At 63.2% G+C, this 16,509-nt stretch carries 15 protein-coding genes; 6 read left to right on the plus strand and 9 right to left on the minus strand.

What is annotated here, in order from left to right:
- Positions 1–120: 120 nt before the first annotated feature.
- The gene (queF, locus tag F455_RS0110380) at positions 121–510 is read left to right on the plus strand and encodes a preQ(1) synthase (protein WP_018973219.1); all 390 of its coding nucleotides are present in this window, start codon (positions 121–123) and stop codon (positions 508–510) included.
- A gap of 16 nt (positions 511–526) precedes the next feature.
- On the opposite strand, the gene F455_RS0110385 is transcribed toward queF, so the two are convergent.
- The 3 genes from F455_RS0110385 to F455_RS0110395 all read right to left on the minus strand — a co-directional run bounded on the left by F455_RS0110385 (position 527) and on the right by F455_RS0110395 (position 2,069).
- On the minus strand, positions 527–1,405 hold the full coding sequence (locus F455_RS0110385) for a peptidyl-prolyl cis-trans isomerase (RefSeq protein ID WP_169337326.1): 879 nt from the start codon (positions 1,403–1,405) through the stop codon (positions 527–529).
- Positions 1,406–1,482: 77 nt separating this feature from the next.
- On the minus strand, positions 1,483–1,731 hold the full coding sequence (locus F455_RS0110390; RefSeq protein WP_033409855.1) for a BolA family protein: 249 nt from the start codon (positions 1,729–1,731) through the stop codon (positions 1,483–1,485).
- 38 nt (positions 1,732–1,769) lie between these two features.
- Positions 1,770–2,069 carry a YciI family protein gene (locus F455_RS0110395; protein WP_018973222.1) on the minus strand — a complete coding sequence of 100 codons (300 nt, stop codon included), beginning with the start codon at positions 2,067–2,069 and terminating at the stop codon, positions 1,770–1,772.
- A 382-nt stretch (positions 2,070–2,451) separates the two neighbouring features.
- Between F455_RS0110395 and F455_RS20510 the strand changes: the two genes are divergently transcribed.
- From F455_RS20510 to F455_RS20515, 3 genes are all read left to right on the plus strand, one after another.
- Positions 2,452–3,309, plus strand: a complete 858-nt coding sequence (locus F455_RS20510; protein WP_018973223.1) for a segregation/condensation protein A — start codon at positions 2,452–2,454, stop codon at positions 3,307–3,309.
- Positions 3,310–3,392: 83 nt separating this feature from the next.
- Complete coding sequence (gene scpB, locus F455_RS0110405; RefSeq protein ID WP_018973224.1) at positions 3,393–4,247, plus strand: SMC-Scp complex subunit ScpB; 855 nt, start codon at positions 3,393–3,395, stop codon at positions 4,245–4,247.
- On the plus strand, positions 4,244–5,728 hold the full coding sequence (locus tag F455_RS20515; RefSeq protein ID WP_033409774.1) for a pseudouridine synthase: 1,485 nt from the start codon (positions 4,244–4,246) through the stop codon (positions 5,726–5,728). The genes scpB and F455_RS20515 overlap by 4 nt, the downstream gene beginning before the upstream one ends.
- 106 nt (positions 5,729–5,834) lie before the next feature.
- On the opposite strand, the gene F455_RS0110415 is transcribed toward F455_RS20515, so the two are convergent.
- The 4 genes from F455_RS0110415 to ppsR form a co-directional block, all read right to left on the minus strand.
- The gene (locus F455_RS0110415) at positions 5,835–6,554 is read right to left on the minus strand and encodes a CsgG/HfaB family protein (RefSeq protein ID WP_018973226.1); all 720 of its coding nucleotides are present in this window, start codon (positions 6,552–6,554) and stop codon (positions 5,835–5,837) included.
- A 98-nt stretch (positions 6,555–6,652) separates the two neighbouring features.
- Positions 6,653–8,284, minus strand: a complete 1,632-nt coding sequence (pgi, locus tag F455_RS0110420; protein WP_018973227.1) for a glucose-6-phosphate isomerase — start codon at positions 8,282–8,284, stop codon at positions 6,653–6,655.
- A 52-nt stretch (positions 8,285–8,336) separates the two neighbouring features.
- Positions 8,337–8,816, minus strand: a complete 480-nt coding sequence (locus F455_RS0110425; protein ID WP_018973228.1) for a DUF1249 domain-containing protein — start codon at positions 8,814–8,816, stop codon at positions 8,337–8,339.
- 150 nt (positions 8,817–8,966) lie between these two features.
- Entirely contained in the window at positions 8,967–9,782 is an 816-nt protein-coding gene (gene ppsR / locus F455_RS0110430; RefSeq protein ID WP_018973229.1) for a posphoenolpyruvate synthetase regulatory kinase/phosphorylase PpsR, read from the minus strand.
- A 133-nt stretch (positions 9,783–9,915) separates the two neighbouring features.
- Here ppsR and ppsA point away from each other — a divergent pair, with 133 nt between their 5' ends.
- Positions 9,916–12,285 (plus strand): phosphoenolpyruvate synthase, encoded by a 2,370-nt coding sequence (gene ppsA / locus F455_RS0110435; protein ID WP_018973230.1) that lies wholly within the window; start codon positions 9,916–9,918, stop codon positions 12,283–12,285.
- Positions 12,286–12,366: 81 nt separating this feature from the next.
- On the opposite strand, the gene F455_RS0110440 is transcribed toward ppsA, so the two are convergent.
- On the minus strand, positions 12,367–13,053 hold the full coding sequence (locus tag F455_RS0110440; RefSeq protein WP_018973231.1) for an alpha/beta hydrolase family protein: 687 nt from the start codon (positions 13,051–13,053) through the stop codon (positions 12,367–12,369).
- On the minus strand, positions 13,050–13,757 hold the full coding sequence (locus F455_RS0110445) for a DUF72 domain-containing protein (protein WP_018973232.1): 708 nt from the start codon (positions 13,755–13,757) through the stop codon (positions 13,050–13,052). The genes F455_RS0110440 and F455_RS0110445 overlap by 4 nt, the downstream gene beginning before the upstream one ends.
- Positions 13,758–13,771: 14 nt before the next feature.
- Here F455_RS0110445 and ligD point away from each other — a divergent pair, with 14 nt between their 5' ends.
- A complete protein-coding gene (gene ligD / locus F455_RS0110450; protein WP_018973233.1) occupies positions 13,772–16,495 on the plus strand; it encodes a DNA ligase D in 2,724 nt (907 codons plus the stop codon).
- Positions 16,496–16,509: the final 14 nt, after the last annotated feature.

The raw sequence follows: 16,509 nt of genomic DNA on the forward strand, positions 1-16,509 counted from the left end.
CCGGAAAAACGGCCCACGTTGTCTGGCGCAAGGGCTTGCGCTAAGGTGCGCGCCCCACGTACGAGGCCGTCGTTCCCGCAAAAGGCGGAATGACGGCAAGAAATTCAGGAGTCAGGGTCCATGTCCACCAAGCCCAGCAAGAAACTGGAAACCTTCGCGAACCCGCAGCCGGACCGCGATTATACCATCCGCATGCGCATCCCCGAGTTCACCTGCCTGTGCCCGAAAACCGGTCAGCCGGACTTCGCCGAAATGCGCCTGGAATACGTGGCCGACAAGACCTGCGTCGAGCTGAAATCGCTCAAACTCTATATCTGGAGCTTCCGCGACGAGGGTCATTTCCATGAGGACGTGACCAACCGCATCCTCGACGACCTGGTCAAGGCGACCAAGCCCCGTTTCATGCGCCTGAGCGCCGAGTTCGGCGTGCGCGGCGGCATCTATACCACCGTCATCGCCGAGCACCACAAGAAAGGCTGGAAGGCACCGGCAAAAGTCGAGCTGGCGTAAGCCCGCTCGTTGCTCGTCAGCCTTTCTTCTCTGCGGCGGGCTGCGCCGGCGCCGCGGGAACCGCCGCCGGCTTCGTCGGCGCTGCACTGCCGGCCGGATACTCGATCTTCGCCTGCTGCTTGAGCTTGGCCAGACGCTCCTCGCCGATCTTCTTCTGCAGGCCACTCCTGATCCCGTCCTTGACCTTGTCGAACTCTGGCGGCGTAAGCGGATTGACTGCCTGTACCTGGAAAACGAGCCAGTTCTGCGGCAACTTCAGCGGCGTGCGCGTGAAGTCGCCGGCTTTCATCGATGCCAGCGCATCGGTGACCGGCTTGGGCATGTTCTCCGTGTTGATGTGCGAAAGCACCTTGGCCTGGGCCTTGCCTTTCCATTCGTCGTAGACCTTGTCGAACGGTGTGCCTGAAACGAGTTCTCCCGATGCCTTGAGCGCGTCGGCCTCGTTCGGAAACAGCAGGCTACCGAGGTCGTATTCGAACTTGCCCATGGCTGCGACCTTGGCGTCGTATTCGGCCTTGAGCGCCTCGTCGGAAATCGGGGTCTGCTGCTGCAGGCGGATCATCGCGCCATTCGCAACCGCAGACAGGCGCGCGACCTCGACATCGGCGGCGAACTTCGGATCGGCCAGCATCTTGTCACGCTGCGCCTGCTCGGCAAGCAGCACGTAGTCGCCGAGCACGCGCAGGATTTCGGCGCGCTGTTCGGGATTGTTCATGTCGGCCTTGGCTGCCTTGACGCGAACGAAGGCATCGACGAGTTCCTGCGGCACTGCCGTGCCGTTGACGGTTTCCGCCACCGGCAGATTGGCCGGCAACTGTACGAGGCGTTGATCGCCGGCGCCGCTCGAACACGCAGTGAGTGCGAGGCAGACAGCAAGGGAAAGTACGTTGCGCATGGGATCTTCCTTCAAATCAAAATTCGTGTCGCGCCATCCGCCATCCGCCCCAGAACGACGCATTCGCAATGCGTCGGTCAGGTTTCGTCCGGCGTGCGCGTTTCCAGCGCCAGCGCGTGGATGTCGGTCTGCATCATCGCACCCAGGGCGGCATAGACGCGCTGATGACGCTTGACCGGCGAAAGTCCCGCGAACGCCGCGGCGAGGATGCGCACGCGAAAGTGCCCGCGCCCGTCGCGCGCACCTGCGTGGCCGGCATGTTTATGGCTTTCGTCGACGATGTCGAGCTGCAGCGGCGAAAATTCGGCCGTCAGCAACTCGCGCATGCGCGCGATGCGCGCCGGGTTGAGTTCGACCGCGCCGGTCACGGCAAGGTCTTGCGGAACGGCCGTACGTCCACTTCGCGATAGACGCCGGCAGCAACGTACGGATCGGCCGCGGCCCAGGCCTTGGCCGCGGCGAGATCGGTAAATTCGGCGATGATCAGGCTGCCGCTGAATCCTGCGGGGCCCGGATCCTCGCTGTCGATCGCAGGGAACGGCCCGGCCAGCAGTAAGCGGCCCTCAGCAAGCAAGGTCTTCAGGCGCTCCACATGCGCGGGTCGCGCAGCGAGCCGTTTTTGCAGGCTGTCAGCGTGATCCAGAGCGTTGATCGCATACCACATCGACGGAATCTCTTTGCCGGAAAACTAGAAATGATACCGCAACTGATGCACCGTCCCTGGTGCATAGCCTCTGGACAGGCGCCCACAATCCCCGTAATCTGTCACTCAAAGCGCTGGCCAGCCCGCACGCATCGCGAGCCGCGATGCAGACAAGACCCGCCCGCGCTGTTCTCTTGGGAACCGCCTCCCGCGCACGCCCGATGCGAATCGGCCGTTGCGGACGGGACCTCATCCGCATATCCGCCATGCCGCAGTTCCACACTATGCCGCAGCGGTTTGCTGGTATGTATTTTTTGTATTTCTATACTTTGGCGTATGCATAACGCTTTGTCTCCCCGGGGCCGCGTCGCGCGCGGCAACCACGCATGACCGAAATCGTCGCATGAACGCGCAGGGCGCAGCCGCCGAAACGGGCGACGACGCGGTCGCGAGCCCGTTCCAGCACGTCCCGCAGCAGCAGGAAATGCCGCTGGCGATCGTGCGTGGCGAGCCGGTGCTGCAGATGCCGCAGGACCTGTACATCCCTCCCGACGCGCTCGAAGTCATCCTCGAGGCATTCGAGGGGCCGCTGGACCTGTTGCTCTATTTGATCCGCCGGCAGAATCTCGACATCCTCGATATACCGATCGCCGAGATAACGCGGCAGTACATCGACTACATCGAGCTGATGAAGGACCTGCGCCTCGAACTGGCGGCCGAATACCTGGTCATGGCCGCGATCCTGGCCGAGATCAAGTCGCGTTTGCTGCTGCCGCGGCCGCCGGTCGAAGAAGGCATCGAGGACGATCCGCGCGCCGACCTCGTGCGCCGTCTGCAGGAATACGAGCGCTTCAAGAAAGCCGCGGAGGACATCGAAACGATGCCACGCGCGGACCGGGATTTTTTCGTGGTGCATGCCCACGTCCTCGACAAGGCCGTGGTGCGCGTGCCACCGCCGGTGGACATGCGCGAACTGCTGCTTGCGCTCAAGGACGTGCTGACCCGCGCGGAACTGAAGGGCCATCACGAGATCCGCCGCGAAGCGCTGTCGGTGCGCAATCGCATGAGCGACGTGCTCAGCGCACTCGGCGACGGCAGCTTCCACGCGTTCCAGTCGTTGTTCAATCCCGACGAAGGCCGCATCGGCATCGTCGTCACCTTCCTCGCCTTGCTCGAACTGGCCAAGGAACACTTGATCGAGATCATGCAGAGCGAACCGCTTGCGCCGATCTACTTGAAGTCGCTGGCCACAGCCAATTAATAACCTATGCGCTCGTCCATGATCGCGAAAGTCAAAAAGCCGCCTTCCATGGCGGCACTTCTCAACAAAAGCTGTTACTGATAATGGAATTCGAAATACTCAAACGCATCGTCGAAGCTGCCCTGCTCGCTTCATCGGCGCCGTTGTCGCTGCCGCAGCTGTTCACTCTGTTCGCCGAAGACGAGCTGCCGAGTCACGACGACCTCGCGCGCGCGCTCGACGAACTGGCGCGAGACAGCGAAGGCCGTGGCATCGAGCTGAAAGAGGTCGCCTCGGGTTTCCGCTACCAGGTTCGCGCCGAAGTGAACCAGTGGGTCTCGCGCCTGTGGACCGAGCGGCAGACGCGCTACTCGCGCGCGCAGCTCGAGACGCTCGCACTGATCGCCTACCGCCAGCCGATCACGCGCGGCGAGATCGAGAACATCCGCGGCGTGGCCGTGTCGAGCAACATCATCAAGACGCTGGAAGAACGCGAGTGGATCCGCACGGTCGGCCATCGCGACGTGCCCGGCAAGCCGGAACTGTTCGGCACGACGCGCGCCTTCCTCGACTACTTCAACCTGAAGTCGCTCGACCAATTGCCGCCGCTGGCCGAAATCCGCGACCTTTCGGACTTCGACCCGCAGCTCGGGCTGGCCCCGGTTGCCATCGGCGACGCGGCGGACGAAGCAGGCGTCGATGGCGAAGGCGCGGCGACGCTGGCGGAAAACGAAGAAGCTTTTGCCGAATCCCCCGCCGCTTCCGCCTCCGACTTTTCGGCAGATGAACCGGCCGCGGACGAAACCAATGGCGGCTCGCAACACGAAACGATCTCCGCCAAAGCGATCGAACCGCACGCAACCAGCGAAACCATCGAAGAACACGATCTCGCCGACGAAGGCGACACCACCACAACGAGCGCCGACACGGCGCCTGCCCCCACGGAGCACACCCCATGACCACGCCTGCATCACGCAGCCTACTCAGCTTGAAACGCCCGCAACCGGGCGACGCGCCCGACGGCGCCACCATATTCGAAGACCGCCTGCACAAGGTGCTTGCCAACGCGGGCTTAGGTTCGCGGCGCATGCTCGAGCAGCGCATCCAGAACGGTGAAATCCGGGTCAATACCAAGGTCGCCGAAATCGGTTCCAGCGTGCGCGCCGGCGACCGCGTCGAGGTCGACAACAAGATCTTCGTCGTCGTCAACGACACGGCCGAGCAAGCCAAGGTGCTGATCTACAACAAGCCAGAAGGCGTAGTCGCCACGCGCGAGGATCCCGAAGGCCGGCCGACCATCTTCGAACAGCTGCCGCAGCTCAAGGGCGCGCGCTGGATCTCGGTCGGCCGCCTCGACATCAACACCACCGGCCTGCTCCTGCTCACGACCGACGGCGCGCTCGCGCATGCGCTGATGCACCCGTCGACCGAGATCGAGCGCGAATACGTCTGCCGCGTGCATGGCGAAGTACCGGACGAGGTGCTCGAGAAGCTCAAGGCCGGCATCGACCTCGACGACGGCCCCGCGCGCTTCGACGAGCTCGCCGTGATCAGCCGCGGCGACAGCCACTCCTGGTTCCGCGTCATGCTCAAGGAAGGCCGCAACCGCGAGGTGCGGCGCATGTGGGAATCGCAGGGCCTCATGGTCAGCCGCCTGAAGCGCATCCGCTACGGCAACATCGAATTGCCGCGCGGTCTGCTGCGCGGACAGAGCGAAACGCTCGATCCTGAAACGGTGAAGGCGCTGCGCACCCTCGTCGGCGCGGGCGATCCCGAGCCGAGCCTGACCTTGCAGCCGGTGATCAACCAACGCCGTGCGAAGCCGTCGAACGAATATCGGCCGTCGCCAAATTCGCAGCAGGCCTGGAGCGGCGCGCACGCCGACGAGGCGCGCGAGGCGCGCGCCTTCGACCGCATCCGCGACGACGGTCCGTTCCGCCCCGGCGCCAAACGCAGCAACAACAAGCGCAAGGACAAGGGCAAAGGCCCCGGCAAGGGCCCGCGCAGCGGTGGACAGAACGCCGGCCAGCCCGGTGCGCGCCAGAATCAGCAACGGCGCGGCAAAGGTCGTGGTGCCGCGCAGCCCCAGATCGGCGTCTACCAGCCGCCGGCGCGTACCTGGTTTGCCGGTGACGACAAGTCGCAGCGTGGCAACCGCCAGCGTCCGGGCGGACAGGGCCAAAACGCAGGCCGCGGCCAACGCGACGGCGGCCCGATCCATCAGAATCGCAACCCGTTCGCGCAGAACGAGGGCGGCGCGCAGCCGGGCAACCGCTTCAAGCCGAAGCGCGACAACAACCGTCCGCGCAGCGGCGGCAATCCGGGCAATTTCGGCGGGCAAGGTCAGCGTCCGTTCCGTCAGGACGAAACCCCGCCGCGCGATGACATCGGCAATCGCCTGCATCCGGACGGGCGCCAAGGCGGCGGCCGGCGCCGGTAGCTACAAGGCATGACAAAAAAGCGGCCCTGAGGCCGCTTTTTTTTTTCGCTTCGCGATCGAGCGGATCGCGAAGCCGGAATGGCCGTCCGTGGCCTGATTGCCGGAATCAATCCAGCTTCAGGGCTTTCTTGTTGCTGTCGCGGCGCTTTTGCTCCTTGCCGCGGTACTCGGCCACGCAGCCGTCTTGCTTCACCATCACACAGTCGAGATAGTCGGTGATCTCGACGAGTGCGGCGCGGATCGCCTTGCCGGCCGGGGTCTTTTCCTCGTGCGCGAGCGAACCGCCGAAGCCGCCACGGAAAATGCCGACCGACATGCCGCCGCCCTTGCTGCGTCCTTCGATCGTGCGCGAATAGGAGATTTCGCCGGTGGTCGTATCGACCACGCGCACATCGACCGCGAGGTAGGCTTCGCTCGACTTGCCGCCGACGCCGATGCCGCGGAAGCTCAAGCCGCCGCCGGTATCGGAGGTGTTTTCTTCGTACGCCGTCACCGTACCCATGACGAGATACCGCGCGCCCGTCACCTTGCCGATCTTCGCGCCAGTGCCGGGGGCGATACGACCGGAGGCGGCGAGGTTCTGTTCCTCGAGCACTTTCTCGAGCTTGGCGCGCTCGACGACGCGGAAATCGCCGCTCGAGGACAGCTCGTTGGAGAGCATGCCCGACAGCTCCCAGCCCACACCGCCGCGCCACCAACCGGCGCCGGACTCGTTCTTGAACTCGGCCACGCCGATCGCCGGACGATTGTCGCCAGCGGCATAGGCGCTGCCTGCGCCAACGAAGCCTGTAAGCGCCATCGCAACGACCCATACGTACTTCTTCATCACACTCTCCCCACAGTGGTTGATTAAAGGACGATGCATTCTAGTGTTGGCCCATTGCGCATACCAGCGCACTACTCACGCACGGGCTGCCAACCGTATCACGTTTTTCGCCCTCCGCGATTGGCCCGGTAACGGCGAACCAGCGCGTTGGTCGACGAGTCGTGTGCCAAGCCGGCGTCGTCCGCGGCGGCGATCTCGGCGGCGATCTTTTGCGCCAGTTGCTTGCCGAGTTCGACCCCCCACTGGTCGAACGAATCGATGTCCCAGATCGCGCCCTGGACGAAGGTGATGTGCTCGTACAGCGCGACCAGCGCGCCGAGGCTGTACGGCGTCAACGTCTGCGCCAGCAAGGTGTTGCTCGGCCGGTTGCCGGCGAACACGCGGTGCGGAACGAGCCACTCGGGCGTGCCCTCGGCACGCACCTGCTCCGCGGTCTTGCCGAAAGCCAAAGCCTCGCTCTGCGCGAACAGATTGGCCATGAGCAGGTCGTGCTGCTCATGCAGCGGGCTCAGCGCGTCGCAGAAGCCGATGAAATCGCACGCGATCAGGCGCGTGCCCTGGTGGATCAACTGATAGAACGAATGCTGGCCGTTGGTTCCCGGCTCGCCCCACCACACCGCCGAGGTGTCATAGTCGATCTGCGCACCGTCCAGCGTCACTGACTTGCCGTTGCTCTCCATCGTCAACTGCTGCAGGTAGGCCGGGAAACGCTTGAGGTAGTTCGCATACGGCAGCACCGCCTGCGTCGCGGCGCCGAGGAAATTCGTGTTCCACAAGCCGATCAACGCCATCAGCACGGGCATGTTCTGCGCGAACGGCGCGGTGCGGAAGTGCTCGTCCATCGCGTGGAAGCCGTCGAGCATCGCGCGGAAGTTGTCCGGGCCGATTGCGAGCATCGTCGACAGGCCGATCGCCGAGTCCATCGAATAGCGACCGCCGACCCAGTCCCAGAAGCCGAACATGTTGGCTGTATCGATGCCGAACTCGGCGACTTTCTCGGCGTTGGTCGACACGGCGACGAAGTGCTTCTCCACCGCTGCTTCGTCCTTGAGCTTGGCAAGCGCCCAGGCACGCGCGGCGTGCGCGTTGGCCATCGTCTCCTGCGTCGTGAATGTTTTTGAGGCGACGATGAACAACGTTTCTTCGGGTTTGATGTCGCGCGTGGCCTCGAAGAAATCGGCGCCGTCGACATTGGAGACGAAGCGGATGTCGAGATCGCGCTGACTGAATGCGCGCAATGCTTCATAGGCCATCACCGGGCCGAGATCAGAACCGCCGATGCCGATGTTGACGACATGCCGGATGCGCTTGCCCGTGTGCCCTTTCCAGTCGCCCTCACGTACGCGCGTCGCGAACGCGGCCATGCGCTCGAGCACCTCGTACACGCCGGGAACGACATCGCTGCCGTCGACTTCGATGACCTGATCCTTGGCCGCACGCAGCGCGACGTGCAATACCGCGCGCTTCTCGGTCGCGTTGATCTTCTCGCCGCGAAGCATGGCATCGCGGCGCATGGCGACGCCGGCTTCTTCCGCGAGTAGCAGCAGCAGGCGCAAGGTCTCGTCGTCGACGCGTTGCTTGGAATAGTCGAGAAACCAGCCGGCCGCTTCGAGCGTGTACTTGTCCCCGCGCTGCGGATCAGCGGCGAACAGTTTGCGCAGATGCGCATCGCGTGCGCGCCAATGCGCGGCAAGCGCGCGCCAGATGGGACGTTCGGTGAGCTTGGGCATGTCGGGTTCCGTGTAGCGTGGTGATCACGGCCCGCTTTGCGGCGAGCCGCCGCTATTGTCGCGTTTCCGCGTCCTCGGCGAAAGGCACTAGCGTGCCGCGCGAATGGCCCTGCTCGGCGAGATACTCGAGCCAGCGGTTGAGAAAGCTCGCCATGCGCATGCGGTGCGCGAACAAGGTCTTGGTCGCCGGGAACGAACCGAGCGCATGCCACAGGTGTTTACCGGCGTGATAGTGCGAGACCTCGGCAACGTGCGCGTCGCTGTACATGCGCAGCCACGCCGACGCAGGCGCTTCGTCGTCCGCACTGCGCAGACGATACGAAAGTTTCAACTCGAGCGTGTAGGCATGGCGCTCGAGCATGTCGAGCCGCACGTCGAGACCGTCATCGACCGACGACATGTAGCTGCCGACTTCAAGAGACTGCGGCGCGAACACGCGTGCGAGGCGGTGATAGTTTTCCGCATACAAGCCCATCAGGTAGGCGAACCTGCTCGGCAATACGGCGGACGGTTTTTCGAGTACGGCGGACATGCGTGCATCATAGGCGCCGCCATCCTGCCCCGCTAGACTTGCGCATCCGGGCGCAGAGGGTTAACTTGAATATCCCGCGCCTGGCGTTTGTCGACGCAACGCCCGCTTGCAAGAAACGTAGCGAGGCGCTGCAGCTCGCTCCGAGGTTGGTCAGAACAAGTGCTTCTCGATGCCGAGCCAGGCGAGGATCTTGCTCGCGATTTCCTCGATCGAAGTGTGCGTAGTGTTCTGCACCGGGATGTTCTCGCGTTTGAATAATTTGTCGGCGAGCGCAAGCTCGTAGCGACACTGCTCGATCTTCGCGTATTTGCTGCCGGGCTTGCGCGCTTCGCGCACCTGCGAGAGACGCACAGGGTCGATGTCGAGGCCGAACAGTCGCTGCCTGTACGGTTTCAGGCGCGGAGGAATTTCCAGCCGTTCGAGATCATCCGGTGTCAGCGGATAATTCGCCGCCTTCACGCCATAGTGCAGCGCCATGTACAGACAGGTCGGCGTCTTGCCGACGCGCGATACGCCGACCAGGATCAGGTCGGCGTCGGCGTAGTTCACGTCGAGGCCGTCGTCGTGGGTCAGCGCGTAGTTGGTCGCGTTGATGCGCGCTTCGTACTCGGCGAAGTTGGTCATGCCGTGCGCGCGGCCGACGCTGCGCGAGCGCTTCATGCCGAGCTCGCTCTCGAGCGGCGCGATGAACGGCGCGAAGATATCGAGCATCAGCGCGCCGGTGGAAACGAGCACTTCGCTGATCGCCGGATCGACGACCGAATTGATCAGGATCGGCTTGATCCCGCTCGCGGTGTAGGTGTTGCGGATACGCGCCGCGGCTGCGTGCGCCTTCTCCTCGTTGTCGACGAACGGAATGCGGAACGTGTTGAATTCGACGCCGTCGAACTGAGTCAACACCGAATGGCCGATCGTCTCTGCGGTGATACCGGTACCATCGGAAACATAGAAGACGCTTCTGGCCATCTTGGCGCTCGCAACCGAATGAACGCGCAGTGTACGCGATGCCGCACACCGGCCCGCAAACTTGTTTTGCAGTGCACAAACCGGCGAAAATTACGTTCTTCGTGCATCGCGCGCGCTTTTTCCGGAGAAGCTCTTGAGCGATTTGATTCTGTGGCTCGATCAACTGCGTCTTACCGATCTCGGCAAGGTGGGCGGCAAGAACGCCTCGCTCGGCGAAATGATCGGCAACCTCGCCAAGCTCGGCGTATCGGTGCCCGGTGGCTTCGCGACGACGGCCGACGCGTTCAAACAGTTCATCGCGCAGAGCGGTCTCGCCAAGCGCATCCAGGATCGCCTCGCGACGCTCGACGTCGATGATGTCGACGCGCTGACCAAAGCCGGTGGCGAGATCCGTCAATGGGTGATCGACACGCCGCTGATTCCCGAATTCGACGCAGCCGTGCGCGCCGCCTACGCCAAGCTGTGCAAGGATGCGGGCGCCGAGAACACCGCCGTCGCCGTGCGCTCGTCGGCCACGGCCGAAGACCTGCCTGACGCCTCGTTCGCCGGCCAGCAGGAAACCTTCCTCAACGTCTCGGGCGCCGACGACGTCGTGCACAAGATCAAGGAAGTGTTCGCCTCGCTCTACAACGACCGCGCGATCGCCTACCGCGTGCATCACGGTTATGCGCACGAGGACGTGTTCCTCTCCGCCGGTGTGCAGCTCATGGTGCGCTCCGACGTTGGCGCTTCGGGCGTGCTGTTCACCCTCGACACCGAATCCGGCTTCCGCGACGCGGTGTTCGTCACCTCCAGCTACGGCCTCGGCGAAATGGTTGTGCAAGGCGCAGTCAATCCCGACGAGTTTTATGTCTACAAGCCGACTCTGCGCCAAGGCAAGCCGGCGATCCTGCGCCGCCAGATCGGCGCCAAGCAGCAGCGCATGGTGTATTCGACCAAGCCCGGCGAGCGCGTGCGCATCGAGGAAGTGCCGCACAACGACCGCGCCACGTTTTCGATCAGTGACGAGGACGTGCATGAATTGGCCAGGCAATCGCTCATCATCGAGCAGCACTACGACCGGCCGATGGACGTCGAGTGGGCGAAGGACGGCAATACCGGAAAAGTATACATTGTGCAGGCCCGCCCGGAGACGGTGAAGTCGCGCGCGCGTGCGACGCAAATCGAGCGCTACCAGTTGCATGAGCGCGGCCCGGTGCTCACCGCAGGCCGCGCGATCGGCCAGAAGATCGGCTCGGGCAAGGCGCGCGTGATCCGTTCGCTCAAGGACATGGCCCGCGTCGAGGCCGGCGACGTGCTCGTCGCCGACATGACCGACCCCGACTGGGAGCCGGTGATGAAGCGCGCCGCCGCGATCGTCACCAACCGTGGCGGCAGAACATGCCACGCGGCGATCATCGCGCGCGAACTCGGCGTGCCGGCGGTCGTCGGCACAGGTGACGGCCTCGACAAGATTCCCGATGGCGCCGAAGTCACCGTGTCCTGTGCCGAAGGCGATACCGGTACGATCTACCAGGGCCTGCTCAAGTTCGAGAAGGTCACCGCCGATCTCGCGCAGATGCCGCCTGCCCCGCTCAAGATCATGATGAACGTGGCCAACCCCGAGCGCGCGTTCGACTTCGCCATGCTGCCGAACGCCGGCGTCGGCCTCGCGCGTCTGGAAATGATCATCGCCAGCCACATCGGCATCCACCCGAAAGCCCTGCTCGAATATTCCGCGCAGGATGCCGAGACCAAGCGCAAGATCGACGAGCGCATCGCAGGCTACGGCGACCCGGTGCAGTTTTACGTCGACCGCCTCGCCGAAGGCATTGCGACGATCACGGCGGCGTTCGCGCCGAATCCGGTTATCGTGCGCCTGTCGGATTTCAAATCCAACGAATACGCCAACCTGATCGGCGGCAAGCGCTACGAACCGCACGAGGAAAATCCGATGATCGGTTTCCGCGGCGCGAGCCGTTATGTCGATCCGAGCTTCAAGCCCTCGTTCGCGCTCGAGTGCCGTGCGATGAAGAAGGTGCGCGAGGAGATGGGGCTTGCCAATGCCTGGGTGATGATCCCGTTCGTACGCACGCTCGAGGAAGGCCGCAAGGTCATCGACGTGCTCGCCGAGAACGGATTGAAGCAAGGCGAGAACGGACTCAAGGTCATCATGATGTGCGAGGTGCCGTCGAACGCGTTGCTCGCCGACGAGTTCCTCGACATCTTCGACGGCTTCTCGATCGGCTCGAACGACCTCACCCAGCTCACGCTCGGCCTCGATCGCGATTCCTCGATCGTCGCCAACCTGTTCGACGAGCGCAATGCGGCGGTGAAAAAGCTGCTGTCAATGGCGATCTCGACCGCAAAGAAGAAAGGCAAGTACATCGGCATCTGCGGGCAAGGCCCGAGCGATCATCCCGATCTCGCCCAGTGGCTGCTCGACGAAGGCATCGAATCGGTGTCGCTCAACCCCGACACTGTGGTCGATACCTGGCTGCATCTGGCCAAGAGCAAGGCTTAAGTCGCGGCGTCCAGGCTGCAAGGACAGCATCGCTCGGCACTTGGATTCCGACGGTTCCCGCCGGAACGAGGAGCGGCGCGCTCAGCCTCGACGGAGCCGCGCGGCAAAGTCCGCGATCGCCTGTGCCAATCCGACGAGTACCTGCGCGCCGCTGCTGCCGCTGGATTTGCGCACATGGAACGCGTGGTCGGCGTCGTCGAACCACTTGAGTTCGGCGCGCGCACCGAGCTTGTCCACCACCGCGGCCATGAAGCGGCTATCGGCGAGTTCATCGCGCGTGCCTTGCAGGAACAGCATCGGCACGCGGATTCCGAACAGGTGCTCGGCGCGCTCTTTCGAAGACTTCTTTGGCGGATGCAGTGGAAAGCCGACGAAGGCAAGGCCGGCGACATGCGGCAACGGCTCCAGGGCCTGCGCCTGTGAGGTCATGCGCCCGCCGAATGACTTGCCGCCGGCGATCAGCGCAAGTTCCGGTGCGAGGTCGGTGGCAGCGATGACCGCCGCGCGCACGGTCGCATGCGCCAGCTTCGGCGAATCGGGGCGTCCGCCTCCCTTCTCCATGTAAGGAAACTGATAACGCAAGGTCGCGATACCGCATAGCGAAAGCTCCGCGGCAAGTGCGGCCATGAACGGATGCGTCATGCCCGCACCTGCGCCGTGCGCGAATACATAGCACGCCCGTGAGTCGACCGGCGTCTGAAACAGCGCCGATACGCGATTGTCTGCGTCGACCGCAATCGTCAATGCACGAGCCGCAGTCTCCGTCATCGCTGCGCATACTCCTGCAACTTGAGCGAGTACGGCGGCGCGGTCGGCTCGTGCATGAAATAGACGAAAACTTCGCTCCATCCGGTCGCAAGCAGACGATCGGCCCAACGCTTGAGATCGTCGTCGGAATATTCTTCGAGACGCAGCCGCACATAACCCCAGGAGGCGGTTTCGACCAACGGCGGAGGCTCGTTGTCCTCGCGCTCGGACAACACCAGAGCCGCGCCGGCGCCGCGCAGCGCCGCGTAGACTTCTTCGCAGAACCAGCTCGACGAGCGGAATTCGAACGCCGCACGATGATCCTTCGGCAGCGCACCGAGGAAATCGGTGAGGCGCGGCAGATCCTTTTTCAGATACGGCGGCAGCTGAAACAACACGGCGCCGCGCTTCGCGCCGAGCACGGCCAGATTCTTGTAGAGGTATTCAACCGAATCCTTGGCCTCATCGGTTTTGAGTTTGGCGTCATGTGTGATGCGCTTCGAGGCCTTGATCGTGAAGCGAAAATGCTCAGGGGTCGCGTTCGCCCAGTTCTCCAGCACGGAAACTTTGGGCATCTGGTAGAAAGTGTTGTTAATCTCGACCGTGGCGAGGCGCTCGGCATACCAGGCCAGCATCGCGTCGGGTTTCATTTTTTCCGGGTAGAAATTGCCGCACCATTCCTTGTACGAATAGCCGCTCGCGCCGACCCAAACCTTCGTCGCCATTTCTCATCTCCACAATGGCCAAAACGAAACTCAGCGAATATTCTGCCAAACGGGCCTTCGATACCACCCCCGAACCGGCGCCCGCGGTGGTCGAGCGCAGCGGTCCGCTGTTGTTCGTCGTGCAGCAGCATTCGGCGCGGCAGCTGCACTACGATCTGCGCCTGGAATGCGACGGCGTGCTCAAGTCATGGGCAGTACCCAAAGGCCCTTCGCTGGACCGCAGCGAAAAACGCCTGGCCGTACTGGTCGAAGACCATCCGTTCGACTACGCCTCGTTCGAGGGCGTGATCCCGCCAAAACAATACGGCGCGGGCGAAGTGATCGTCTGGGACTGCGGCGTCTATTCGCCCGACGAGGACGCACGCGGCCACCGCGGCGAAACGTTTTTCCATGATCGCGCCGAGGCCGAGCGCCGCGTGCGTGCGGGCCTGGAAAACGGCAAGCTGAGTTTCCTGTTGCGTGGATCGAAGCTGAAAGGTTCCTTCGCGCTCGTGCGCACGAAGGAAACGAAGCTCTGGCTTCTGATCAAGCATCAGGATCGCTTTGCGACGAGCGGCGAGGCCGCGCTGCACGATCGCTCGACCCTGTCAGGCGCTTCGGTAACTCAACTCAAATTCCTTCCCGTGCAGCGGATGCCGGCCGAGCGCCTGGTGCCGCAGGGCAAACTCACAGCGATGCCGGACAAGCTGCAGCCGATGCAGGCCGAGATCGGCTCCGCTGCATTCAATGACGCACGTTGGAGCTGGGAGCCAAAGCTCGATGGCTATCGCCTGCTCGCCTTTGTCGATCACGGCGGCGTGCGGCTGAAGTCGCGCAACGGCCTGGATTACGCGGCGACGTTTCCACGTCTCGTCGCGGAACTCAGGGAGCAACAGGTCGACGGCTTGATCCTCGACGGCGAGATCGTCGCATTCGACGCTGCGGGCAAGCCCTCGTTCAACGTGCTGCAAAACCGTACGCTGCTGAAGACCGAGCGCGAAATCACCGCGGCCGATCGCTCGACCGCGGTGATCTTCTATGCATTCGATCTGCTCTACTTCGCCGGCGTCGACCTGCGCAAATTTCCGCAACGCGAACGCCGCCGTTATCTCGAACAATGTCTGCTGCCCTCGCCGCTCGTGCAACTCGTGCACACCGCAGACGATGGCGAGGAACTGTTCGAAGCCGCAGTCGCGAGCGGCTTCGAGGGCGTGATCGGCAAGCGCAAAGACAGCCCGTACAAATCGGGTGAACGTTCGCCACTGTGGATCAAGGTCAAGCCGACGCAGACGGCCGATTTCGTCGTCGGCGGTTACACGCGCGGCAAAGGCGCGCGCGCCGCACTCGGCGCGCTGCTGCTCGGTTATTGGCAGGGCAAGAAACTGCATTATGCCTCGCACGTAGGCTCAGGCTTCGACGACAAGTCGCTGGCGCTCCTGCTGCGCAAGCTCGAACCGTTGCGGCGCAAGACCTGCCCATTCGTCGAGACGCCCGAGGTCAACGGTCCCGTGATCTGGGTCGATCCGGAGCTCGTTGTCGAAGTGGAATTCCAACGCTGGACCGAGGACGCATCGTTGCGCGCGCCGATCTTCCTGCGTCTGCGCGACGATCTCGATGCGAAGAAGATTCGACGCGTCGAGCCCAGTGCGGCGAAGAAGTCCAAGCGCGCCAGCGATGAAGGCAATGCGGCCGATGCTCTGCTTGTCCAGCTCGACAACAAAAGGAACGCTTTCGAACTCGCCGTCGGCAGCGACCGTATTCGCCTGACTCATCTCGACAAGGTGTATTGGCCCGCCGATCCGGCGCTGCACCAGCCGGCGATCACCAAGCGCGAACTGCTGCGCTATCTCGCCCAGGTCGCACCTTACATGCTGCCGCATCTCGCCGACCGCCCGCTGACGATGATCCGCATGCCCGACGGCATCGCCAAGCAGCGTTTTTTCCAGAAACACTGGGAGCAGGAGAAACCGGATTTCGTCGAGACGATTACCGTGTTCTCAAGCAGCAAGGACGAGAATCACGACTACCTGCTCTGCAACAACTTGCCCACCCTGCTCTGGCTTGCCCAGTCGGGCACGCTCGAGTTCCACGTTTGGCATTCGCGCGCCAAGCCGGGCGTCGACGCACCCAAAGCGGGCACCGACTATGGGTCGTCGCTGCAATCGCTTGAGGCGTCGATCCTCAACTACCCCGACTACGTCGTGTTCGATATCGACCCGTACATTTACTCGGGCAAGGAGAAACCGGGCGACGAACCCGAACTGAACCTCATCGCGTTTGAAAAAGGCAAAGAGGTTGCGTTCTGGCTGCGCGAGCTGCTCGCAAGCATGTCGCTCGAAGCGATCGTGAAGACTTCGGGCAAGACCGGGCTGCACGTGTTCGTGCCGATCAAGCGCACGCTCGACTTCGACGCCGCGCGCACGGTGTCGGAAATGGTCGGTCGACACCTGATGCGCGCGCATCCGAAGGTCATTACCATGGAATGGAGCATCCCCAAACGCACCGGCAAGATCTTCATGGACTACAACATGAACGTGCGCGGCAAAACCCTCAACAGCGCCTATTCGCCGCGCGGCGTGGCCGGCGCGCCGGTGTCGATGCCGCTGACCTGGGACGAGCTCGCCAACGCCCATCCGCTCGACTTTCGCCTGACGAATGTGGTAGAAAAGCTCAATAAAACCGCAGATCGTTGGCGCAACGCCTTAAAAGATAAACAGAATCTGCAGGCGGCGCTGGCTAAAAAACAGGCGAAGAGTTGAACCTCGGAGGCACA

This window comes from Rudaea cellulosilytica DSM 22992 (assembly GCF_000378125.1).
In the GTDB taxonomy this organism is placed as follows: Bacteria; Pseudomonadota; Gammaproteobacteria; order Xanthomonadales; family Rhodanobacteraceae; genus Rudaea; species Rudaea cellulosilytica.